The sequence below is a fragment of the Pseudoalteromonas sp. NZS100_1 genome (genome assembly GCF_015864285.1).
GTDB lineage: Bacteria > Pseudomonadota > Gammaproteobacteria > Enterobacterales > Alteromonadaceae > Pseudoalteromonas > Pseudoalteromonas arctica.
Map to the genome: position 1 here is coordinate 171182 of NZ_JADYXN010000004.1, position 23453 is coordinate 194634.

General features: G+C 39.3%; 19 protein-coding genes. 11 read left to right on the forward strand and 8 right to left on the reverse strand.

Annotated elements, in window-relative coordinates:
* The first annotated feature begins 18 nt into the window (after positions 1-18).
* Both I6F66_RS04510 and I6F66_RS04515 read left to right on the forward strand, forming a co-directional pair.
* Entirely contained in the window at positions 19-1095 is a 1077-nt protein-coding gene (locus I6F66_RS04510) for an endonuclease/exonuclease/phosphatase family protein (protein ID WP_197208823.1), read from the forward strand.
* A gap of 254 nt (positions 1096-1349) precedes the next feature.
* Positions 1350-1664 carry a hypothetical protein gene (locus I6F66_RS04515; protein ID WP_197208824.1) on the forward strand — a complete coding sequence of 105 codons (315 nt, stop codon included), beginning with the start codon at positions 1350-1352 and terminating at the stop codon, positions 1662-1664.
* Between the two features lie 635 nt (positions 1665-2299).
* On the opposite strand, the gene I6F66_RS04520 is transcribed toward I6F66_RS04515, so the two are convergent.
* Together I6F66_RS04520 and I6F66_RS04525 are read right to left on the reverse strand one after the other, a co-directional pair.
* Positions 2300-3676, reverse strand: coding sequence for an NAD-dependent succinate-semialdehyde dehydrogenase (locus tag I6F66_RS04520; RefSeq protein ID WP_165742193.1), 1377 nt, complete (start codon positions 3674-3676; stop codon positions 2300-2302).
* Positions 3677-3894: 218 nt separating this feature from the next.
* Positions 3895-4410 (reverse strand): NUDIX hydrolase, encoded by a 516-nt coding sequence (locus tag I6F66_RS04525; RefSeq protein WP_197208825.1) that lies wholly within the window; start codon positions 4408-4410, stop codon positions 3895-3897.
* 225 nt (positions 4411-4635) lie between these two features.
* Here I6F66_RS04525 and I6F66_RS04530 point away from each other — a divergent pair, with 225 nt between their 5' ends.
* From I6F66_RS04530 to I6F66_RS04555, 6 genes are all read left to right on the forward strand, one after another.
* Positions 4636-5976, forward strand: a complete 1341-nt coding sequence (locus tag I6F66_RS04530; protein WP_165727625.1) for a sigma-54 dependent transcriptional regulator — start codon at positions 4636-4638, stop codon at positions 5974-5976.
* A 14-nt stretch (positions 5977-5990) separates the two neighbouring features.
* Positions 5991-6200, forward strand: coding sequence for a histidine kinase (locus I6F66_RS04535; RefSeq protein ID WP_039485081.1), 210 nt, complete (start codon positions 5991-5993; stop codon positions 6198-6200).
* A 35-nt stretch (positions 6201-6235) separates the two neighbouring features.
* A complete protein-coding gene (locus I6F66_RS04540) occupies positions 6236-7720 on the forward strand; it encodes an ATP-binding protein (protein ID WP_197208826.1) in 1485 nt (494 codons plus the stop codon).
* Entirely contained in the window at positions 7721-8182 is a 462-nt protein-coding gene (locus I6F66_RS04545; protein ID WP_165739606.1) for a response regulator, read from the forward strand.
* Between the two features lie 10 nt (positions 8183-8192).
* On the forward strand, positions 8193-10160 hold the full coding sequence (locus I6F66_RS04550; protein ID WP_197208827.1) for a response regulator: 1968 nt from the start codon (positions 8193-8195) through the stop codon (positions 10158-10160).
* A gap of 379 nt (positions 10161-10539) precedes the next feature.
* The gene (locus I6F66_RS04555) at positions 10540-11160 is read left to right on the forward strand and encodes a fumarylacetoacetate hydrolase family protein (RefSeq protein WP_197208828.1); all 621 of its coding nucleotides are present in this window, start codon (positions 10540-10542) and stop codon (positions 11158-11160) included.
* On the opposite strand, the gene I6F66_RS04560 is transcribed toward I6F66_RS04555, so the two are convergent.
* The 3 genes from I6F66_RS04560 to I6F66_RS04570 form a co-directional block, all read right to left on the reverse strand.
* A complete protein-coding gene (locus tag I6F66_RS04560) occupies positions 11111-12034 on the reverse strand; it encodes an ABC transporter substrate-binding protein (protein WP_197159629.1) in 924 nt (307 codons plus the stop codon). The genes I6F66_RS04555 and I6F66_RS04560 overlap by 50 nt on opposite strands.
* A gap of 116 nt (positions 12035-12150) precedes the next feature.
* Positions 12151-13203: an aldo/keto reductase gene (locus I6F66_RS04565; RefSeq protein WP_165739615.1), complete on the reverse strand. Its 1053-nt coding sequence runs from the start codon at positions 13201-13203 to the stop codon at positions 12151-12153.
* 9 nt (positions 13204-13212) lie between these two features.
* On the reverse strand, positions 13213-13647 hold the full coding sequence (locus I6F66_RS04570) for a thioesterase family protein (protein WP_010553137.1): 435 nt from the start codon (positions 13645-13647) through the stop codon (positions 13213-13215).
* Between the two features lie 679 nt (positions 13648-14326).
* On the opposite strand from I6F66_RS04570, the gene dinB reads away from it, so the two are divergent.
* The gene (gene dinB, locus I6F66_RS04575; protein ID WP_024590076.1) at positions 14327-15379 is read left to right on the forward strand and encodes a DNA polymerase IV; all 1053 of its coding nucleotides are present in this window, start codon (positions 14327-14329) and stop codon (positions 15377-15379) included.
* Between the two features lie 129 nt (positions 15380-15508).
* Positions 15509-17029: a leucyl aminopeptidase family protein gene (locus I6F66_RS04580; RefSeq protein ID WP_197112398.1), complete on the forward strand. Its 1521-nt coding sequence runs from the start codon at positions 15509-15511 to the stop codon at positions 17027-17029.
* Positions 17030-17101: 72 nt separating this feature from the next.
* On the opposite strand, the gene I6F66_RS04585 is transcribed toward I6F66_RS04580, so the two are convergent.
* Both I6F66_RS04585 and I6F66_RS04590 read right to left on the reverse strand, forming a co-directional pair.
* The gene (locus tag I6F66_RS04585; protein WP_007581540.1) at positions 17102-18739 is read right to left on the reverse strand and encodes a methyl-accepting chemotaxis protein; all 1638 of its coding nucleotides are present in this window, start codon (positions 18737-18739) and stop codon (positions 17102-17104) included.
* A gap of 142 nt (positions 18740-18881) precedes the next feature.
* The gene (locus tag I6F66_RS04590; protein ID WP_165727617.1) at positions 18882-21107 is read right to left on the reverse strand and encodes a S9 family peptidase; all 2226 of its coding nucleotides are present in this window, start codon (positions 21105-21107) and stop codon (positions 18882-18884) included.
* Positions 21108-21218: 111 nt separating this feature from the next.
* On the opposite strand from I6F66_RS04590, the gene I6F66_RS04595 reads away from it, so the two are divergent.
* Positions 21219-21623, forward strand: coding sequence for an HIT domain-containing protein (locus I6F66_RS04595; protein WP_165739623.1), 405 nt, complete (start codon positions 21219-21221; stop codon positions 21621-21623).
* Between the two features lie 41 nt (positions 21624-21664).
* Here I6F66_RS04595 and I6F66_RS04600 read toward each other — a convergent pair whose 3' ends face one another.
* Positions 21665-23365, reverse strand: a complete 1701-nt coding sequence (locus tag I6F66_RS04600) for a Zn-dependent hydrolase (RefSeq protein WP_197208829.1) — start codon at positions 23363-23365, stop codon at positions 21665-21667.
* Between the last annotated feature and the right edge of the window lie 88 nt (positions 23366-23453).

Sequence of the window (23453 nt, forward strand, 5' to 3'; positions counted from 1 at the left end):
CTTTATAAGGATATTAAAATGCTCATTGCGCTGGCTATAATTATTGGCTTTTTTTTACTGGTTACCCTATTACCTATGTCGTACAGCCAGCATTACTTAGTGCGTAGCTGCGACTTTGTGCGCTTACAGGTATTTTATATTGCCAGTTTTGTAGCTGTTACTTCGCTGTTTTTATTATGGCAAAGTAGCGCAATAGGTTACGTGTTTATAGCCTTAACCTCATTACTTATAATGATTTTACAAGGTAAGTGGATTTACCCGTACACGTGGCTTGCTAAAAAAGAAGTGCAAAGCGCACCAAAGCACATAGACCATAGCGTCCGAATTATGTCGGCAAACGTACTTATGTCGAATCATAAAAGTGAGCAGTTAATTAGCTTGGTTAACGAGCACCAACCCGACTTACTTATCACGCTTGAAAGCGACAGCTGGTGGGAAAATAAATTATCAGTTATTAAAAAACACTATCCGTATTTTATTGAATGCCCTAAAGACAACCGCTACGGCATGCACCTGTACAGCAAATTTAAAATACTCGACGCGCAAATATGTGAGCTTATAGAAGAAGATATTCCCTCAATTCATATTTTGTTTGAAAACGATGAAGGCCTGCAAATGCAAGGGCACTTTATTCACCCAGCACCACCAAGCCCGACAGAGGAAGACTCATCACTTCCGCGCGACTCAGAGCTAATAATGGTGGCTAAAGCACTTAAAAGCCCTACACGGCCTACCATAGTTGCCGGTGATTTAAACGACGTAGCATGGTCGCGCAGCACGCGTTTGTTTATGCAAATAAGTGGCTTTTTAGACCCTCGAAAAGGCCGTGGTTTTTATAACACATTTCATGCAAGTTACTTCTTTATGCGCTGGCCGCTTGATCACTTATTTCACAGCGAAGGCTTTAAAGTAAAGCGTATTAAGCGTCTTGCTAAATATGGCTCTGATCACTTTGCACTACTTACTGAGCTTTCTTATGAGAATGCCAATCAGGAGTCACTAGAAGATAAACCCGAAGATCTAAAGCATGAAGAAATCCAAGAGCTAGCTATGAGTAAAGCCGATAAGCGAAAAGTACCAAGATTTGACGAGTAAACGTCAGATGTAGCGGTATTTATATAAAGTACTAAATTACTAATAGTTGAGGCCGACTTGTGTTGAATTGTGGAGTACTGAATTATTACTGTGCTCTTTGGTTAAGACTTTATTTTTAAAATATATATTTGCTTTATTAGAAGTAGACAGCGCTAAAACTCTCGAAATAAAGACTGGCAGTTAACTCTCCTTGTTTGTATTTAAGGTTATTTACAATAAGCGTTAACTTTTTAAAACTTTAGGTTTTTAATTATATGTTTGAGTACTTCAGGCTTACTTTGCTGGTTTTAGGCGCTATACCTTTGGTTGTATACCCATTTGCGATTATCCCTAGCATTATGGGCTTAGGAAGTAAGCCTCATATTGATATTCCTTTGTTTAATAGAATCATGAATAAATTCTTTTTATGGGGCGTTTTAATATATCCCTTTGTATTTTTTGGATGCGATTGGTTTAGCGATAATTTTAAAGAATATGACCTTATATTGGCTTCTCTGCCCATGTTTTTTTTACTATTACTCTGGGGCAGTTTTCACTTTATGGATGCTCCAGCAAAGTACGAAACGTGAAAAAAGACATCAAATTTATTAAAACTAAAAATATAATTTCAGATATTTATACACCGAGCGTTCGATAACTATTTCTAATAGTAGGGCTTTGAAAAAAAACGCTTTGAGTGCCTAGCTAAATATAGCACTGATCATTTTCCATTCGTCATTAAATTATCTGGTGAAAACTCAAAGTAGCAATCATTAGAAATTAAATAACCATGAGCAAGAGTTAATGCTAGGACTCGCTATGAGTAAAGCGATAAGCGAAGGATGCTAATTGATTAGCTTGTTGTTCAGGCCGTAGTAAATTATTTAGCAAGGACATTAAAAAACGACTGAACACTTGTTGGGTATGAGAGTTTACGATTAAACATAAAATTAGACCACGATATTTGTTCAACATTAAAGGCTACTTTTTAGCTTTTAGCTCCTCATATTCACATTAAAAGCGCGATGTAAAATCGCGCCTACGAATATATCCAAGCTCGGTACTGTCACTTACTAAAAACTAAGTGCTGCCTCAGAGAGTTACTTTCTAAAATTCATAAAAAAGCCTAAAAGTGGTTACCCGCTTTTAGGCTTAATAATTTTTGTATTATAAACACGTATTAAAAATATCTATTTAAAACACTTATTTCATTTATGCAGCTAAATTAGCTGGCGATCATAATGCTTTTAACATTAACAAATTCGCGCATACCAAAACCGCCGTGTTCTCGGCCATAGCCACTGCCTTTAACGCCACCAAACGGTAGGTTAGGTTGTGCTAAACCATAACCGTTAATGTTGATCATGCCGGTATCAAAGTGCTTTTTAGCAAGCTCAATCGCTTTTTTCTCATCTTTTGAGAAAATACCACCGCCTAAACCGTAGCGAGAATCGTTGGCGATGCGCATAGCATCGTCGTTATCTTTCGCTTTAATAAGCGAAGCGACAGGGCCAAATAATTCGTCATCGTACGCAGGCATGCCTGGCGATAAGTTATCTAGTAGCGTTGGTGGGTAGTAGTAACCTGTTTGCGATGGAATTTCGCCACCCGTTACTATGTTTGCACCGGCTTTAACCGATTGCATAACTTGGTCATGAATGCCGTCACGCAAGTCTTCACGTGCCATTGGACCTAAGTCTGTATCATCTGCCATTGGGTCGCCCATTTTCATGGCTTCAAACTGCTCTTTAATTTGTGCTTTAAAGTCATCATAAAGAGACTCAACTACTACATAACGTTTAGCTGAAACGCAGGTTTCGCCGTTGTTAATCATACGGCCTGTTACACAAGTTTTAACTGCTAACTCTAAGTCTGCGTCATCAAGTACTAAGTAGGCATCGTTACTACCAAGCTCAAGTACCGTCTTTTTAGCATGCTTGCCAGCTTCTTCAGCTACTTTTTTACCTGTAGCATCACTACCTGTAAAGGTTACGCCGCTAATTGCTTTGTGTGCGATTAATGAACTTGCTGTTTTACCATCGATAAGTAAGTTGCTAAAGCAATGTTCAGGGAAGCCTGCTTGTTTAAATAAGGTGTCGATTTTTTCAGCCATGCCAAATACGTTACCCGCGTGTTTAAGTACGGTTGTGTTACCCGCCATAATATTGGCTGCACTGTAACGAATTACCTGATAAAGCGGGAAGTTCCAAGGCTGAATACCTAATAATACGCCCGTTGGTTGGTAGCTAATAATTGCGCGGCCACCTTCCATATCACGTTCTTCGTCGGCAAGTACTTGTGGGCCGTTTTCGGCGGTGTAACGACAAATAGCTGCACACAGCTCAACCTCTTGAAAGCCTTGCTCGTAAACTTTGCCCATTTCTTCGGTCATAAGTTTTGCAATAGCTTCTTTTTGCTCTTCGAAAAGTGAGGCTAACTTATTAAGATATCTCGCACGTTCAGTGAACGACGTTAAGCGCCATTTTAAATATGTTTCGTGAGATTTTTCGATTACCTGCTCAGCTTCCTTTTGAGAAAGTAGTGTGTAGGTATTAATGGTTTGCTCAGTTGCCGGATTAATCGTTTTAACTGTGTTACTCATTTCTATCTCCTTACAAATTAATTATCTATAAGGGTGCAAAACGAAAGCCAATATCAAAAAAACAGTATTAATTAATCTCAAGCTATTGAAATGTAGTATCTATTTTTGTTTTTTTATTCTGCTAATAACTTTTTACTACTATGAATATATTATCCAAAGCAGTAAAAAGTTCTGATTGATGCAAAATTTACAAGATTGACTGCTCATGCTTATTCAACTTATAGAAGTTCTTTAGCAATGCGCTTTAATAGGTAGGTTTCTCGTAAAATGGAGAGTCCTTGTTTTTCACTGTTAGCAAGTGTGCGCTCGTTATGAGCAATTGCATCGTTGATATCAACCCATTTAGCAGTCATGCCATTTTGCTGCTCATAATGCTCTAACTGTGCTTTGCCAAGTTCGTCGGCAATATTACATACGTAGCAATACGATTTTATATGGATAATGTCAAAATCGTCTTTATACCAAGGGCGATACTCTTCGTAGAGTCCAAAGGCTTTTACGACACTTATTTGCTGTGCACCTGTTTCCTCATTTAGTTCGCGTATTAAGCCTTGCTCAATGCTTTCGCCTTCATCCACGCCACCACCAGGTAAGCTGTAATCTTCATAGCGGTTTGTGTACATTAAAAGTATTTTACTATCTTTAATTACAATGGCACGCCCTGTTATGCGAGTAAATTGAGTGCCTTGGTCGATATTAATACCTGAATGAATCAGGGTTTTTAATTGCTGCATTTCATCTCCTTTGTGGGATGTTTATATTATCAGTTGCTATCATTGTGTGAATAGGAACGATTTAAATTATTTTTTTGTGATCGATTTTTTTAAGCATACGTAAATATTAAGTTGGTAACATAAATAGTATTGAATCACTTAATTATTTAAGTCATTAGATTTTAAGCGCGCCTTTAAATTAGTATTTATGATGCGTAGAATAAGAAAAAAGCATAGGGATTTATCATGTTAAACATACTTTTAGTAGACGATGACGTCGAATTTAGTGACGTTGTATGTCACATAGTCGAATTCCTCGGCCACAATATAAGCACCGCAACCAGTTTAAAAGAAGCGCATCAATGGTTTGAAAATAATACCTTTGATCATGTGCTGTTAGATTTTATGTTGCCAGATGGCAGCGGTCTGCATTTACTCGATCATTTAAAAATGATTGGGCAATCTCCAAAAATTACACTTATTTCGGGCCATCCTTCAGTGAAGGGTATTTTAGCTGAAATGTGTGAGCCAAATGTAGGGCATTTATTAAAGCCATTACAACGCGAAGATTTAGAACTGGTTTTAAATGGCCCTAAAAAAGCAGTTAAAAAAGCAAAGTCGAGCGGTATAACGCGTCACTTTGGTGGCTTAATTGGCGAATCAGAGGTAATGCACAAGCTTTACAATATGATTGAACGCGTTGCTAAAACAAATGCTAACGTGATGTTGATGGGTGAAAGTGGTGCAGGTAAAGAAGTAGTTGCTCAAGCTATCCATAACGCTAGCCAGTGTGAAGGCCCGTTAGTGGCGAGTAACTGTGGTGCGCTTTCAAAAGAGTTAATTGGTAGTGAGTTATTTGGTCATGAAAAAGGCGCCTTTACCGGTGCTATAGCGCGTAAAGAAGGGGTGTTTGAACAATCAAATAACGGTACTTTATTTTTAGATGAAGTAACCGAAATGCCAATTGATATGCAGCCAAATTTACTGCGAGTGCTTGAAACTAAAAAAGTAACGCGCGTCGGTGGTAACAGAGAAATACCAACAAATTGCCGTGTTATTTCAGCCACTAACCGCTCGCTTACCGATTTAGCACAAAATAATATTATTCGTGAAGATATTTACTTTAGGCTAGCGGTTTTTCCTATTGATATACCGCCACTACGCGATAGAAAAGAAGATATTCCTTTATTAGCTAAAGCCTTTTTAGATCAACTTAATGACGAAAATGGCACAGCATTTAGCTGGACGCCAGCGCAGCTTAAAGAGTTGCAAAGCTATGAATGGCCGGGTAACGTGCGCGAAATTCGCCATGCGATACACCGTGCATTTATTATGAGTGATCCGCAAACTAGCGATATTATTTTGCCTGACAATTTAGAATCGCCGTTTTCGCGTGTTAATAATCAAACTGCAGAAAAGCCAGTATCGGCAGGGCAAACAATTGAAGAAGTTGAAAAAGAACTTATTCATGCAACGCTTGATAAAGTGCAAGGTAATAAAACACTTGCTGCGCAAATGTTAGGTATTAGTACAAAAACACTTTATAACCGCCTTAATGCGTATGGCGGTATTGGCGAATATAAATAGATCTGAGGAAGGGCATGACATCCGATAACCAAACAGAGCAGCTTAATAAGTTAGTACACGATGCAAGAGGGCCGCTAAATCGTATTTCGATGAATGCCGAGCTTATTAAATTGGTACTTGAAAACGATATGCCAAAAGAAAAAGCGTTAGATGCACTTGATAAAATTATTAATAATTGCCAACAGTGCAGCGAAAGTTTACAAAAAATATCAGACTCTCAATAAATACAGTGTTGTTTAAACACTAACTCTGGAAGCTAATGAACAAGCAAAAACATCAAAGTAAAGCGAATATTACTTGGGCAGCTTTTATAGTTGTTGTGTTGAGTATTATTGTAGGTAACGCATTTTTAGCATTGAACACTATTCAAGGTTTAACACAAACCCAAAAGAGTTTAGACAACACAAGTATGCTGACAACGGCAATTGAGCAATTGCATTTATCTATAGTGCAGGCTGAGTCGGGTCAACGTGGTTATTTATTAACTGAAGAGGCTGATTATTTAACGCCTTACTATGATGCGATTGGGCAAATACAGGCACAAACGGATCATGTTAAATCGCTCCACTCTGAAATTGATGGCCAAGCAGATCGTATTGCTCAGTTACTAGTGCTTGTAGATAGTAAAATTAACGAGCTTAAAAAAACCGTTAACCTTGCACTTGATGATAGAGAAAGACGTGCATTGTATGTGCTAAATACACATAAAGGACGAGATCTTTATAGGCAAATCCGTGAACACGTAAATGAAATACAAGACCGCGAATTACTTTTCAAAGTGAGTCATTTTTCAAAGTTAGCAAAGATAAAAAATGAGGCTAAAATTACGTTTGCTATAACGGCAATAACAAGTGCACTACTTATTATTGGTATGTTTGTAATGACGCGTCTTAATTTAAGAAATGCTGCAAAGTATCGTTTTGAGCTTGAAAAACAAAACGAAACATTAGCAACGAAAGTGTCTGAACGTACGCAAGAATTAACGTTGTATTCTGACGAGTTGAGCCGAAGTAACCGAGAGCTTGAAGAGTTTGCTTTTGTGGCGAGCCATGATTTACAAGAACCACTTAGAAAAATTCAAGCCTTTAGCGATCGCCTTGAAACAATGTTTAAAGATGAACTTGGTGAAAAAGGGATTGATTACATTGGCCGTATGAAAAATGCAGCTCAACGTATGTCTAACTTAATAAACGATTTATTAGAGTTTTCGCGTATAGCAACGCGTGGTAAAGACTTTGACGATACAAATTTAAACGAAGTGCTAACTGATATATTAAGTGATTTAGAAATTGCGATAGATGAGTCTAATACACAAGTAGATGTAGAAGACTTACCGGTTATTCAGGCTGATAAAAGCCAAATGCAGCAATTGTTTTTAAATTTGTTGTCGAATGCGGTGAAATTTAGACGCCCAGATGTAAGTCCACATATTAAAATTAGTTACCAGCATGAAAATATATTTAGTGCTGACCACAATACCGAATTAAGTTTTCAAGTTATTACAATAGAAGACAATGGCATTGGTTTTTCACAAGACTACGCTGATAAAATATTTGTACCGTTTCAGCGTTTACATGGCCGCTCAGAGTATAAAGGCACGGGTATTGGCCTTTCTGTATGTAGGCGTATTGTGGAGCGACATGGCGGAACAATTACAGCCCAAAGTAAAGACGGTGAAGGTGCAACTTTCACCATAAAACTACCTGTGGAAGCTGCGCTTTTCACATTGCAAGGAGAGGCTTAAATGCCCTATACAAAAGTAAAACCGATTACTATTTTAATGGCAGACGATGATGAAGATGATCGTTTGTTAACACAAGATGCCCTTGCCGAAAGCCGTGTACTTAACGAGCTTCACTTTGTTGAAGATGGCGTTGAGTTACTTGAATATTTAGAGCGTAAAGGTAAGTTTGTAGACAAAACAACATCGCCTCGTCCAGGGCTTATATTGCTTGATTTAAATATGCCTAGAATGGATGGTCGTGAAGCGCTTGAAGCAATTAAAGCAAACCCTAACTTAAAGGGTATTCCGGTTGTAATTTTAACTACGTCTAAGCAAGAAGAAGACATGGTTAAAGGGTATAACCTAGGCGCTGCATCTTACATTACAAAACCTGTAACGTTTGATGGCCTAGTTGATTTAATGAAAACACTTGGAAAATACTGGGTAGAATTTGTAGAGCTACCGACAACATTTAACGATTAAAGGAGATTGTATGTTAGATAAAGTGACTCAGTTGCTGCTTGTAGAAGATGATGAAGATGATTACATACTCACCTGCGACTATCTGGACCAATTGGATTCACACACGTTTAACATTCAATGGATAAGCTCCCCAGAGCAGGCAATTGAAACGCTTAGCAAAAATGAGCATGACATTTGCCTGCTTGATTACCGCTTGGGTGCATCTAATGGTTTAGATGTATTAAAAGAGGCCATTGCGAATGGTTTTAGCGGCCCTATTATTATGCTTACCGGGCAGTCAAACGACGAACTAGATTCGGCGGCACTTGATGCTGGCGCGGTAGATTATTTAATAAAAACAGAAATGAGCTCTAGCCGCTTTGCGCGTGCTATTCGCTATGCTTTGGCGCGTAAGGATGTTGAAGGTGAGCGAGTAGAGCGTTTAAAAGCCGAAGCAGAAAACCGTTCTAAAGACCGATTTTTAGCGCATTTAAGCCACGAATTACGAACTCCTCTATCGTCTATTTTAGGTTATACCGAGCTATTAATGCAGAGCGACTTTAGTCAGCAAGCAGAAAATGAGTTAGGTGTAATTTATCGAAACGGCAAACACTTATTGAGCCTATTAAACGATGTGCTCGACTTGTCTAAAATAGCAGCCGATAAGTTAGAGCTAACCTTAAGCGAAGTTAACCTAGATAGCATGCTTGCCGATGTATACACGTTAATGCGCGTATCGGTCCTTGATAAAGGGCTTACGCTACGCTTTGAATCACATCAGCCATTGCCTTTAGTTGCACGACTTGATGCAACAAGGGTTCGCCAAATTTTAATAAATCTAATAAATAATGCGGTTAAGTTTACCGATAAAGGCGAAATTGTTGTTAATGCGTGGACGCAATGGGTTGATGACACTGAAATGCTATTTTTTAGTATTAAAGACTCAGGAATGGGCATAGCCCCTGAAAAACAAGAACTCATATTTAAGCCGTTTGAGCAAATAGCTGATGTAGAATCGCGCTCTGTAGGTGGTGCAGGCTTAGGCTTAGCAATATGTGCTGAGTTGTTAGCGCGTATGCGCGGTGATATTAGCTTGCACTCTGAAGTTGGTAAAGGCTCTACGTTTACTATTTCGGTTTACCCTGGTGATATTAGTGAAGTAGAGCGCCAAGTACTTAACTTTAGTAGTGCTCCGCAACTACAAAGTAAACTGGCTCCTTGTAAAGTGCATGGGCGAGTATTAGTAGTTGATGATTTACGTGATTTACGCATGCTAGTTGGTCATATGATCAGTACTTGTGGTGCGCGCGTCGATTATGCCGAACATGGCCAGCAAGCACTTGAAAAAGTACGTATTGCAGATGCGTATAAAGCGCCTTACGACATTATTTTTATTGATATTCATATGCCTGTAATGGGCGGCAAGGAAGCTACCATAGAGCTTAGAAAAATGGGTTACAAAGGCCCAATAATCGCGCTCACTGCCGCTACTATGAAAGGGATACATGAAGAACTTGCTGCGCTTGGCTTTAACGATGTAATACCAAAACCTGTTGATAGCACTGCTTTGTATCAATGTTTGCAAGATTATTTGGTAGCGCCAGAACATGCTCCTCAAGCCAAAGATATAAATAGTAGTTCGGACTTAACAGAGAAAAAACAGCGCTTTTTACTTGTAGAAGATGACCACGATGCAGCGCAAATTACACAGCTACTTTTAGAAAGTCTAGGCGTTGAAACCGTCATTGCGTCTAGCTGCGCACAATGTTTGCAAATACTTAATCACGACCAGCAATTTAATAAGGTATTGTTAGACATGCATTTACCCGATGGGCGTGGCATTGATTTAGGCCAGCAAGTTAATGAGCGATATCCAGAGCTACGTTTAGTAATTGTAAGTGGGGCAGAGCCAGATCCTAAAGAAATAAAAGATTTAAATATTGATCGAGTTTTACTTAAACCTATTAATTTGAGCTTGCTTGAAACGCTTATTAGTTAGGGCCTGTTTATCTTTCGAGGTTAAATTTGCAGCAGTCTGTTTGGTATTTAGGCAAGGCAGAGCCTATACAGTGTGGTCTATTCCCCATAAATAGGCGATAACGTAGCATTAATGCCAAACAGGCGCTGCCAAAGGGTTCTTCCTAGGGGCTATTTACTCTTTGTTGCCTACATGGATTTAGGTAAGGGGCGTGAGCAGGACGCGGAAGCTTTGCTCGGTTTTTACTTATTCTTACATGGATGTAAGTCAGTAGAATAACGCAGGAGCAGTTATCGAGCCAACTAGGTTACAAACCTCGCGCCGCGATTAAATAGCCCCTAGATTGAACAAACTTTAATCCTGAAAGGTCAACAGGTCCAATAACTGAGACATTATTTATATGCATTCAATAAAGTTAGTATCTGAAGAATTAACACCATCAAAAGTAGTGTGTGTTGGTCGTAACTATACCGCACACATTGCAGAGCTAAATAATGAAACGCCAGATCAAATGGTTTTATTTAATAAGCCAAACAGTGCAATTACAAATACATTATATGCAACTCATAACGGTGATACGCTACATTATGAAACCGAGTTATGTTTTGTCGTTAAAAATAAAAAATTTGTAGGTGTTGGACTCGGCCTTGATTTAACTAAGCGTACTGTGCAAAGTAAATTAAAAAATAAAGGGCTTCCATGGGAGCGCGCTAAAGCGTTCGACGGCTCTGTAATTTTAACTGATTTTGTAGCGCTAACTGATGCAATGAAGCTCTTTACCTTTGAACTTAAAATTAATAATAAAGTAGTTCAGCAAGGCGATACTCATTTTATGCTGCATAATCCGGACTCAATTTTACAAGAAATTAGTGAATTTATGAGCTTAGAAGATGGTGATGTAGTAATGACAGGCACACCGTCGGGCGTAGGCGAGGTAACAGCTAAAAGTATTTTTGCTGTGGCACTTTATGCTAATGATCAGTGCTTGCTTGAGCATCAGTGGCAAGTAAGTAAAAATTAATAACTTGCTGTTGGTAGTGTTGATCAAAGTCGGCAAAGGTAGTTTTAAGCCAATTATGCTGACTTTGTTGATACTCAGGCGATTGTAGTACATTGTTTTTTAGTGCGCGGTTAATTTTTTTAAGCGCTTGCTGTGCAAAATTATTAGGTGCGTTAGCCGCACAACCTATTGCTCCTCGTATAAATTGAATGTCATTTTCTGCAATTGGTACACTCTCTATATTCGTATATTCTCCTTGTTTATTAAAGTAATCGGCCATAAACGGGTAATCAATTGAGTAGTCTAAAAAGCCGTGACTCAAGCGTGCTATAACAGCCTGACTTTCATTTTCGCTACTCCAACTTAACGACGACTCTTTATCTCGTTTTGTATTTTCAATAATTGTATTAATTTTAGTTGTAAATTTACGTGCAGCAGCTTGCCCGTATACGTATTGCGGGTCGGTTAATAAATTAATAAGGTGAATAGGCGAGCCGTGCTTTTCTTCTAATTTGGGCTTTAGCTCTTTAGTCGTGATAATTGAAAATGGGGGATATACCGTTGTTGGATTTGAGTAGTTAAGTAGTTGGTTATTATGTTTTTTATAAATAACACACGGGAAGCATACGTTTTTTCCTTCACTTAAATATTTATTTATACGCTGCTGAGGGACAATTAAGCGGGTATGTTTTACATCTGTTATAGTTCTAATGAGTTGCTCGGTTAGGTTGTCGCAAATACCGCCTTGTGGTGCACTTTCGCTTTTAGCTATATGAAAAGGGGGCGTGTAACTTTGCAGCCAAATAATTTCTTCTAGAGGCTGTAATTTTTGTTCAACAGCATGCGCGTTAAATACAATTAATAGACAAAATGCATAGTATCCGTTTCTCAGCATTGATAAGTGTTCGTTGAATTAAGAAAACTTAATAAAAGTATAGTGTTGGTTGTAGTAGGGTCAAATATTTTAGTTAAAAAGCAACCTCATTCAAGGCTGCTTTAACTCATACATGCTTAATAAGGCATCGGATGGTTTCTAAATATAGTGTTAATATCACTAAGAATTTCGTCGCTTAACGTGATGTTAAATGCATCAATATCTTCTTTTAATTGGGCTATGCTTGTTGCACCAATAATTGAAGAGGTTACGCCATCTACTTGGTTGCACCATGCGAGTGCTAGTTGTGCTGGAGTAATATTGTTTGCATGAGCCAGCTCAACATACTGCTTAGTGGCTTGCTCTGCATTGGGTGTATCTCTAAAAATACCGTTGCGCTGCATGAAGGTCCAACGAGATCCTTCTGGGCGCGCGCCGTTTAAGTATTTACCCGTTAATAAACCAGCCGCTAGAGGTGACCATGGTAAATACGCAATATCTTCATGAACACATTGTTCTATTAAATACGGCCAATCTTTAGCGTGCGCTAGGCTAAACTCATTTTGAATAGATACCATACGCGGTAAGTTATGCTCTTTGGCCAAACTTAAAAACTGGCTTATACCCCATGGCGTATCGTCAGATAAACCGCAGTGCTTAATTTTACCTGCTTTAACACATTCATTAAGGCCCTCTAGAATATCAAGCATACTAGCTTGCTGCTCTTGTGTATTTACGTCGGTAAATTTAAGAGTGCCGGGCCATTGTCTGCCAAAGTGCGGGGTAGAGCGGTTTGGCCAATGCAGCTGATATAAATCAATGTAGTCGGTTTTAAGGCGCTTAAGTGAATCGTCTACGGCTTCTATTACCGTTTGGCGCGTAATATTGCCACCATCACGTACCCACGATAATCCATTGCCTGCAATTTTTGTAGCAAGTACCACATCGCTGCGCTTTTGCTGATTACGCGATAGCCAATCGCCAATAATTTCCTCAGTTTTACCATAGGTCTCTGGAGAGGGCGGTACTGCATACATTTCGGCTGTATCAATAAAGTTTACGCCTTGCTCTAGCGCATAGGCTATTTGTTCATCAGCATCGCTTTGAGTATTTTGTTTACCCCAAGTCATACTGCCTAAACATACTCTTGAAACGTTAATACCACTGCTGCCAAGTGGGCTGTATTGCATGAGAATTCCTTATTGCTCGTCTTGAGAGTAGCTAACTAACGCCGATAAAAGAGGCTCTGCAATGAGGGCTTTTTGGCCTGTTTCAAAATCAAACATAACCACTTTTGAAGTGCCTGTGGTTGTTATAGCGTTTTGTGCGTGACTAAATACGGTGTAATTCATAACAAACCGGTCTGTTTTTATATCAGAAATAGTAACACCGACTGTAAGCGTATCTGGGAATGTAACTGGGCGTTTATAACGAATGTTATTTTCGCTTATTACCGGGCCCACGCCATTAGGGCTTATTGTATCGAACAGATTTATTTTATTTAAGAAGTCGATTCGGGCTATTTCAAAGTAACGTAAATACACTACATTATTTACGTGTTGTAGTGCATCCATATCAGCCCACGCTACGGTGATGTCGGTATGGATAGGGTGCTGATCTTTAAACGTTTGCATTATTTATTGGCCCTTAATTTTAAAGTGCTTAGATTATCAACATGGGGTTACGAGCTCAAGGTAATTAATGGCATGTTTTTTTATAAGATGATTGTACCTATTTAATTTTAGGTCTACAGTTAAATTACACAGACAAACACAAAAACACACAGAGGTAGAAATATGCAGAACATAATTAATTGGTCCTTAGCTTGTTTGGTTTTTATAGCCTCTTTTACCTGTTACGCAATGGGTAACGAATCAGGCGCTATTATTTTGATGTTAGCAGGTTTTTTTTTCGAGGTTATGTTTTGGTTGCGCGGTTATAAAGAGCAAGAAGGTAATAAGCGCTTTTTTTAATCGCTAACTAGGGCCTGTTGACCTTTCAGGATTAAAATTTGTTCAATCTAGGGGCTATTTAATCGCGGCGCGAGGTTTGTGACCTAGTGGGCTAAGTAAAAACCGAGCAACAAAGAGTAAATTGCCCCTAGGCAGAACCCTTCGGGCAGCGTATGTTTGGCATTTGTGCTACGTTATCGCCTATTTATGGGGAATAACCACACTACATAGGCTCTGCCTTGCCTAAATACCAAACATACTGCTGCAAATTTAACCTCGAAAGATAAACAGGCCCTAGGCTTGCTTATCACATTTGATTCTATAATAATGACTGTATAAATAACCAGTTGTTGTTGTGGTGATGAAGAAGTTTATTCACATAGACATGGATTGCTTTTATGCAGCAGTAGAAATGCGAGATAATCCAAAACTTGCATGTGTACCGCTTGCTATTGGAGGCAATAGCCGACGAGGCGTGCTCTCAACCGCTAACTATATAGCGAGAGAATATGGCGTGCGATCGGCTATGTCGAACTATCATGCTAAACAATTATGCCCCGATTTAGTTATTGTTCCTGGGCGCATGGCTGTATACAAAGAAGCTTCAAATCAAATACGTGAAGTATTTAGCCGCTACACAGATTTAGTTGAACCTCTTTCTTTAGACGAAGCCTACCTAGATGTAACAGACAGCACCGCTTGTAAAGGCAGTGCCACACTTATTGCACAGCAAATAAGAGCCGATATTTACAATGCCACAGGGCTCACTGCATCAGCTGGTATTGCACCGATTAAATTTATTGCCAAAATAGCCAGCGACGAAAAAAAACCGAATGGTCAATTTGTCGTTTTGCCTCATGAGGTCGATGATTTTTTAGCGCAATTACCGCTGGGGAAAATTCCGGGGGTGGGTAAAGTAACGCTCGAAAAGCTAAATTTAAAAGGCTTATATACCGGCAAGGATGTACGTGAAAAAGGCGTTAACTGGATGCAGCAACATGTGGGTAATTTTGGTGTGTCGCTTTATCAAAAATGTGCAGGTGAATATGTTGGTAAAGTATCAACAGATCGCATCAGAAAGTCGCTGAGTGTTGAACATACCTACGAATACAACAAAACAAGTTTGCAAGAGTGCTTAGATGAGCTGCCAAAATTGTTAGACGAATTAGTTTTAAGGCTTAATAAACAGCAATTACAAAACCGTATTAATAAGCTGAGTGTTAAAGTGAAGTTTGCAAATTTTGTAGTAACCTCAGCCGATCAGGCATACCACGAGCTAAACACAGAAATATTTATTCAACTCCTTACTAAGGCCTATCAACGAGGGCTACAACAACCTGTAAGATTACTTGGCATAGGCGTTGGCATTAAAAGCGAGCCAGAACAAAACTTCCAACTGAGTATTCTCGATTAAGCTATAAAGCCTGTAACCCCAAGTTGCCATTTATTGGCAAGTTGTATAATTAGCTCATCGCACCTTGCTGGTCTTCAATATTTAAATCGACGATAATAGGGGCTTATGTTTTCTAACAGGACTTTATTTATGGCATACCCTCAAGCGGTTAGTGCAAGCCTTGAATGCACATCTCATGATGCGCTTATTATTATTAGTGATGACTTTTCTCTATTACCAAATAACTCATTACGTGATGCTATTTTAGACCAAGCAAAAGTTGATTCTCGTATTGGTAAACAAGTTACTTTATTAGTAATTGAAAACAAACGCGTTGTACTTGCGCCAACGGGTCCGTTAAATAGAGATTACGACGATGTTCGCCGTTATTTTGATGCTGCTAAATTAGCAATTAACGAAGCAAAAGCGTCGGGTAGTGTTAATCCTGCATTATTTTTACCAAATTTAAATGGCGATAGCCGTTATCAGCATGCTTTAGAAGTTGCTTATTTAGGCGCTTGCCAAGCCTTATGGCAGCCATTAGAAGCGCGTGAATATCACGGTGAAAGTATTGAACCTATTACTCAAATTGGTTTAGTTGGCGCAAGCGAGCAAACAATCAAAGCTGTTAATGCAATTGCTGCAGGCCAATATGCCGCGCGTGACTTGTGTGGCACCGAACCTGAGCGTATGGCTCCACCACGTTTTGCTGATTACTGCGTTGATTTATTTAAAGGCTCAAGCATTGCAGTTGACGTAATTGATGATATTGCAGCTATTGATAAAAACTACCCAATGCTAAGCACTGTTGCTCGTGCATCGTATGCAGTTGAGCGCCATCACCCACGTGTTGTTAAGCTTGAATATGTACCAGAGGGCGAAATTACTCGTACACTTATGTTTGTAGGTAAGGGTCTTGTATACGATACAGGGGGTGCAGATTTAAAAGTAGGTGGCCATATGGCAGGCATGAGTCGCGATAAAGGTGGCGCAGCTTCTGTTGCGGGCTTTATGAAAGCCGTTGCGGATTATCAGCCTAAAGGCGTTAAAGTAGTATCGTACTTGGCTGTTGTTCGTAACTCTATTGGCTCGGATTGTTTTGTGCCAGATGAAATTATTACTAGCCGCGAAGGTATCCGTGTACGCATTGGTAATACCGATGCAGAAGGGCGCTTAGCAATGGGCGACCTGCTTAGCGAAATGAAAGATTTAGCTAAAGGCGAAATAAACCCAACGTTGTTTACTGTAGCTACATTAACGGGTCACGCGGCACGTGCAATGGGTCCTTACGGTGCGTATGTTGAAAACGGTCCAGCTCGTAGCGCTGGTGTTTCACGTCAAATAGCTGACCTTGGAGATTTGTGGGCCGATGGCGCAGAAGTATCGCGCTCTCGCCGTGAAGATTACGACTTTATTAAACCACGCACGCTAGCTGACGATGTACTCTCGAGCAATAACGCAGCATCTGCTGTTACTGCTCGTGGGCATCAGTTCCCTATGGCGTTTATGGCTATTGTTGGTGGGCTTGATAAGCACGGTAACGACTCTGCACAACCTTTGCCTTATGTGCATATGGACATTGCAGGAAGCGGTGTTGAAGGCGGTGATTGGCAGCATGGCAAGCCAACGGCTGCATCAGTAACGAGCTTGTTTGCACGTTACTGTTTGTAAGCTAAAAACTTACATGCAATAAAAAAGCCCTGTTAATTCAGAGCTTTTTGCATTTAATGAGAACGGTATCGATTAATCTAATTTAAAACGATTAACTACGCTTGAAAGCTCTTGGCTACTTTGTTTAAGATTATCACTGGCATCGGTAAGCTGTTTAGTATTATTTAATGATTGCTCAGTTGATTGAGATAGCTCATTAATACGCAAATTAACCTCGTCGGCAGCTTGAGTTTGCTGCTCTGTGGCACGTGCGATTTGGCTGTTCATTTCGGTAATAATTGAAACAAGTCGTTCTATTTCATTAAGTGAAGTATTGGCTGATGACGCCTGATCTACGGTAGAAACTGAAAGTGCTTGGCTTGATTTAACTGCTTCTACTGCTGCTTTTGCACCTTCTTGAAGTTTAGTGATCATGGTTTGAATTTCGTCGGTACTTTGGCCTGTACGACTGGCCAGTGTTCTTACTTCATCTGCAACAACAGCAAATCCTCGGCCATGCTCTCCTGCGCGAGCAGCCTCAATGGCAGCATTTAATGCCAGTAAGTTTGTTTGCTCCGAGATGCTTCTTATTACATCAAGTACAGAGCCTATATTATGGCTCTCGTTGGCTAAATCTTCTGTTACACGACTGACTGTTTCTATGTTGCTTGAGAGTGTTTCTATTGCTGTAATTGTTTGCGCAACCACATTTTTACCCGTTGATGCGTTTTGTGCTGCATCTTTAGCTGCTTGCTCTGCGGCTTCGGCGTTACGGCTTACATCATGTATTTGGTGAGTCATTTGCTCCATGGCAGCTGCAACTTGGGTTGAGCTATCGTTTTGAAGCTCAATAAACGAGTGGCTTGTTCTACTTGAATCATCAACTGTATGCGCATGTTCGCTTACATCGTTTGCACTTTGTGATACATGAACAAGAGACTCTCGCATTTTTAAAACAAATAAATTAAATGAGTGTGATAGTTCAGATATTTCATCGTTACCGGATTCATTTAATGTACGAGTTAAATCGCCTTCACCTTGTGAAATATCTTTCATCATATCGGCTGCTAAACGAGTAGGTATTAAAATGCTCTTGCCTATAAAGTAGCTAAGTAAAATAACAGCAATAATCATAATTGTTGCACTGACGACTATTAGATTACGTTGCTCGCTAAATGCTTCGTCAATTGAATCAAGATAAACACCTGAGCCAATAATCCATTGCCATTGATTAAAACCTTTAACAAATGCGATTTTTTCAACTGGTTTTTCTTTACCTGGTTTTGGCCATTTATAAGGAATAAATCCTTCGCCAGAGCGTTTAACTATATTAACCATATCAACAAACAATGCTTTGCCGTCAGGGTCTTTATTATTGGTTAAATCTTTTCCTTCAAGCGCAGGTTTTATAGGATGCATAACCATTTTTGGCTGGTAATTGTTAATCCAAAAGTAATTGGTTTTGTCGTAGCGCAGAGCTCTTATTGCATTAAGTGCTTGCGATTGAGCTTGTTGTTGAGTGAGAGTATTATTTTGCTCAAGGTCATAAAAGTGCTCGATTATACTGTACGCAGTTTCTACTACATTTTGTGTTTTAAGGTACTGCTCGTTTTTAAGAGAGCTATATTGGTGAGTTAGGCTGGCTACACTAAGCGCTATAAGCCCAAATACGACAATAGCTATGAGCAGCGAGAAACGTTGGAATATACTAAAACTACGTAGACTAGGCATACATTTATCCTCAAAAAGTGTGCGCTTTAGCGCATAGAATAAGCGTAGCTAAAAAAAGAGTTTAATCTAGGCTTAACGCCCATTAATGCAAAAAAAAGGCTGATTTATCAATCAGCCTTTAGTCTGTTATTACTTTACTTGCTTATTTAACATCAAAATGACGATTAAAGAAGTTTGTAATTGTTTGATGTAAGTGTGTTTGCACTTGTTTACCACGTAGGCTGTGCTTAGAGCCTGGGTAGGTCATCATTTCAAACTGTTTTTCGTTATCTTGCAGTTGTTTAAACAATTTAGTTGAATGAGTAAACAGCACGTTGTCGTCAGCCATTCCATGATAAATCATTAATGGGCCTTTTAAGCCATCAGCATATGGAAATACTGCGCTGTCTTCATACCCTTTAGCATTCGTATCAGGGTGACCTAAATAACGCTCTGTGTAATGCGTATCGTATAGAGCCCAATCGGTTACAGGAGCACCCGATACGCCGGCTTGAAAGTAATCGCCTGCTTTAAACATAGTCATAAGTGCCATGTAGCCGCCGTAGCTGTGGCCATAAACACCGATGCGTTGTGGATCTACGTAATCAAGCGTACGTAAAAACTCTACGCCTTTAATTTGATCGGCAACTTCAACCACGCCTAGGTTTTTATAAATAGCATCTTCAAACTTTTTACCACGGTTGTACGAACCACGGTTATCTAGTTGAAAAATTACGTAACCTTGTTGCGCCATGTACTGAAAGTACAAGTTTTTACTGCGCCAGCTATTCGTTACTCGCTGAGCATGCGGGCCGCCGTACACATTAACAATAACAGGATGCTTTTTGCCATCGGTTACGTTACTTGGCTTAAATAAACGGTAATGCATAACTTGACCATCTTCGGCTTTAATTGTGCCGTATTCTGGTTTTGTTAAATCGCTTAAATAAGGGGTAAGCGGATGGTTACTATCAAGCTTATTTTCTTCAAGCCATGTAATAAATTCGCCGTTTATTTTGCGAAGCGCTGCTGAATTTGGTGTGTTATCAGATGAGCTATTATCGATAAAGGTTTTGCTGTCTTTTGCTAGCACAACATTATGGTACTGACCTTTTTCGGTGATACGTTTGGCATCGCCTTTTTTAAATAAAGGCGCACTGTATAAATGGCTCTCAAGAGGAGTGTCTTTACGACCAGCAAAGTAAACAATGCCTTTTTTCTCATCAATGCCTTTTAAGCTATCAACAGCCCAATCGCCAGAAGTAATTTGGCGAACAAGTTGACCGTTTGTGCGATACAGATATAAGTGTTTAAAACCGTCGCGCTCAGATGCCCATACAAAGTGCTTTTTGTCTTTTAAAAACTCAAGATCAAAATGTAGGTTAATCCATGTATCGCTGTTTTCGGTTAGTGCTACTTTTTGTGCTTTAGTTTCGCTGTTATAAAAACGCAGCTCTAATTTATGTTGCGAGCGATTTTGCCATTGGTACGACAATGTATTGCCGTCTTTCAGCCATTTAGCACGCGCTATATAAATGTCTTCATCTTTACCTAAATCAATCCAATTTACTTTTTGATCGTTAAGTTTAACAACACCCAGTTGAATTTTAACGTTGTCGGTACCTGTAAACGGGTAGCGTTGGTTAAATAACTTAACTTCATCAGCGTAAATTTCGTTACGGATAGCTTCTTTTACTGGTGTTTCGTCAACACGGGTATAGGCAATTTTAGTTTCATCCCCTGACCACCAATAACCCGTCATGCGGCTCATTTCTTCTTGAGCAACAAACTCGGCCATACCGTTTTTAATTACGCCACCGCCATCTTTACTAAGCTGAATCTCTTTACCTGAATCAAGCTCTAAAGCATAAAGATTTTGCTCTCGAATAAATGATACGTAGTTACCTTTAGGTGAAAAGCGTGCATCGGTTTCAAATGTTTCAGTGTCGGTTAGTTTTTTACTTTTAGCAGAGGCTAAATCGTAATAGTAAAGGTCGCCGTTAAGTGGGAATAAAAGTGCTTTACCGTCTTTAGACCATTTGTATTCTAATATGCCTTTACCAAAAATACGTTGGCGTTCGCGGCGTGCTTTTTCTTCATCAGATAGGTTTTCTGGGCCTGAAAATAACTTTGCCGAATCAACTAGCACACGGTTGGTGTTATCTTTTAGATTGTATTCCCATAAATCGTAGCGGTTGTAGTCATCGCTTTTGCCTTGTAAATAAGTTACACGGCTGCCGTCAGGCGAAAATTTAAGTTGTACAGGTGATTTACCCGAAAGGCTCGGATCGTCAAAAATACGCTCCAACGATAAAGGTTTTGCTTGAACACTAATAGCGCCAACCATTAATGGGAGGGCTAGTGAGAGGTGTTTTATTTTTTTTAGCACAAGGTTGCCTTAGCTTATTATAAATATTGCTTTGATGGTAAAGCCAAGCGTGTGCAACTGCAACTAAATGCTATAAAGTGGCGATTATTAAAGACAAAGTAGGACATAACAATGACTAACCCTGAATTTAAACTAGCGCCAGAACTTAAACGCGACTGTATAGAGCTTGCCGATTGGCCACTGTGTAAAGTACTTTTATTGAACGACAGCCAATATCCGTGGTTTGTATTAGTGCCTAGGCAGGCTAACTTAAAAGAGATAATTGATTTATCTGAGGATGATCAAATTGTGTATTTAAAAGAGTCAGCCAAGCTAAGTAAATTATTAATGGATGTGTTTAGCCCTTATAAGTTAAACATAGCGGCTTTGGGTAATATGGTGCCGCAATTACATATTCACCATATTGCACGCTTTACTACTGATGCTGCTTGGCCTGCGCCAATTTGGGGTAAGTATCCAGCTGTGCCGTATACAGATGTACAAATTACAGAGTTAAAAAAAGCGCTGCAGTTTTAAGCTGCAACGCTTTTTTAGGGTTTAGCTAAGTTTAACTAAAACTACTTAAGCCCTAGTACTTCCTTACCTTGCTTAAACGTTACATCTACAGGGATATTTGCTTTACTTAGTTTTTCTAAGTCTTCAGCAAGTTCTTCTTTTATATCGCCATGCGTTGCAATTAGTTGATCTACTTTTTCGTAATCGCCATCACCTTGTAAGGTTAAAATTAAGCGAGAAAGCTTGGCCATTGCAATGCTCATTTTTTCCATATTAACGCGGTACAGGCCTTCTTCATTTTTAGAAAAAGCGCCTTCTTGAGCAAAAAAGTTAAAGCGGATCATATTTGCTTTACCATGCGCACTTGATGCTCCAAAACGAACTGAGCGGAATATACCCGCCATGAAGGTCGTGTAATAATCTTCAATAGTTCCTTCTGTAATTTCGCCCTTTTTAAGTAATTGCTCAATCATGTACAGGCCTAAAATATCGGCTTTGCCTTCTTCAAGCGCACTCGCGTGCTCTTGTAATGATTGACGAACAGTTCCTTTACCAGTGATTGTATTTTTAATACCTAAACCATGCGCTACTTCATGGAACATAGTGTTGGCAAAAAAGGCATCAAAAGTAATGTGTTTACGCTGCTCAGGTACAATTAACTGCTCTGAAATTGGCACTAAAATTTTATCAAACTTAGCGCGCATTGCATTTTTAAGTTGCAGGCGACGAGTCCCTTTTTCTAACTGTACTTGCTCATCGTTTGGTAAGTTAATTGCAATTGTTTTGCTGCCAGCGTTTGAATGCCCTGCGTAGTAAACAACATCATAGGCATTTAGATCGGCGTCAGAGCCTGGTACTTCTTGTTTGTACTTAGCATCAACAGGTAAGTCTTTTTGAAGTTCAGGTAAAAATGCTGCAAATTTAGCTAAACGTTCGCTCCATTTTAAATCTTTAATAAGTACGTAAGATTCATAAGCAGCACGGTAGCCAAATAATTGATCTTCATAAGTTTCAATTGGTCCAATAACCACATCTACAGGGTTGTTTTTCATGTCCATCCAGGCAAAGTCAGATACTTGGAAGTCATCCTTTTGTAGAGCGTCAGCACGTAGGTTTAAGTAATTAGCAAACTCTTTATCGTCAGCAAGTTTACTTGCTTCACGTAAAAGGTCGGCTGTTTTTGCAAGCTCAACGGCGTACTCTTTCGAATATGGCACACTATAAAGTTTACCTTGCTCATCACGCTTAATTACAGAGTAAAGGCCTGTTTTGTCTTCAACATCTGCGTTATTTAACTCTTCTTTGGTTATATCTGCAGGGTAAAACTGTGCGCCAAGAGGTTTTTCTTTATAGCTGGATAAAAACGCTTCATCGCCATTTAAACGATCCCATGGACCGTAGTTAATATCAGCAAATTTACGTACTTTGTCGTCGTTTAGTTTTGCTAAAAAAGCGTCTTTATTTTCGCCAAAAGATTGTTTCCAAAATAACTCATCCATTATTTTTGAAGCATCAATAAGCTTTGCAACCATTGCTCGTTGGTTATCGCTTAAGTGCGATAAATCACTTTGTAAGCTAAAGTCGGTGTAAATATCTAAACGTTGGTTATTTGCATTAATAAGCTCAGGGCCTGATTGTGCACTGCTTTTTTGAGCAAGCTCTGTGGCTGTGTTGTCGGTAGAAGACGGCGCTTGTTCAGAACATGCACTAAGAAAAACGACACCAGAGAGCATAATTGCTTGGCTAATTTTATTTAAGATCATTATATTGCCTGTTAAAAAGTAAGTTTAATAATTTGTACTGCTTTAGTTAAAAGACTAAATATGTACAAACGCTTCCTTATTGTGAGTG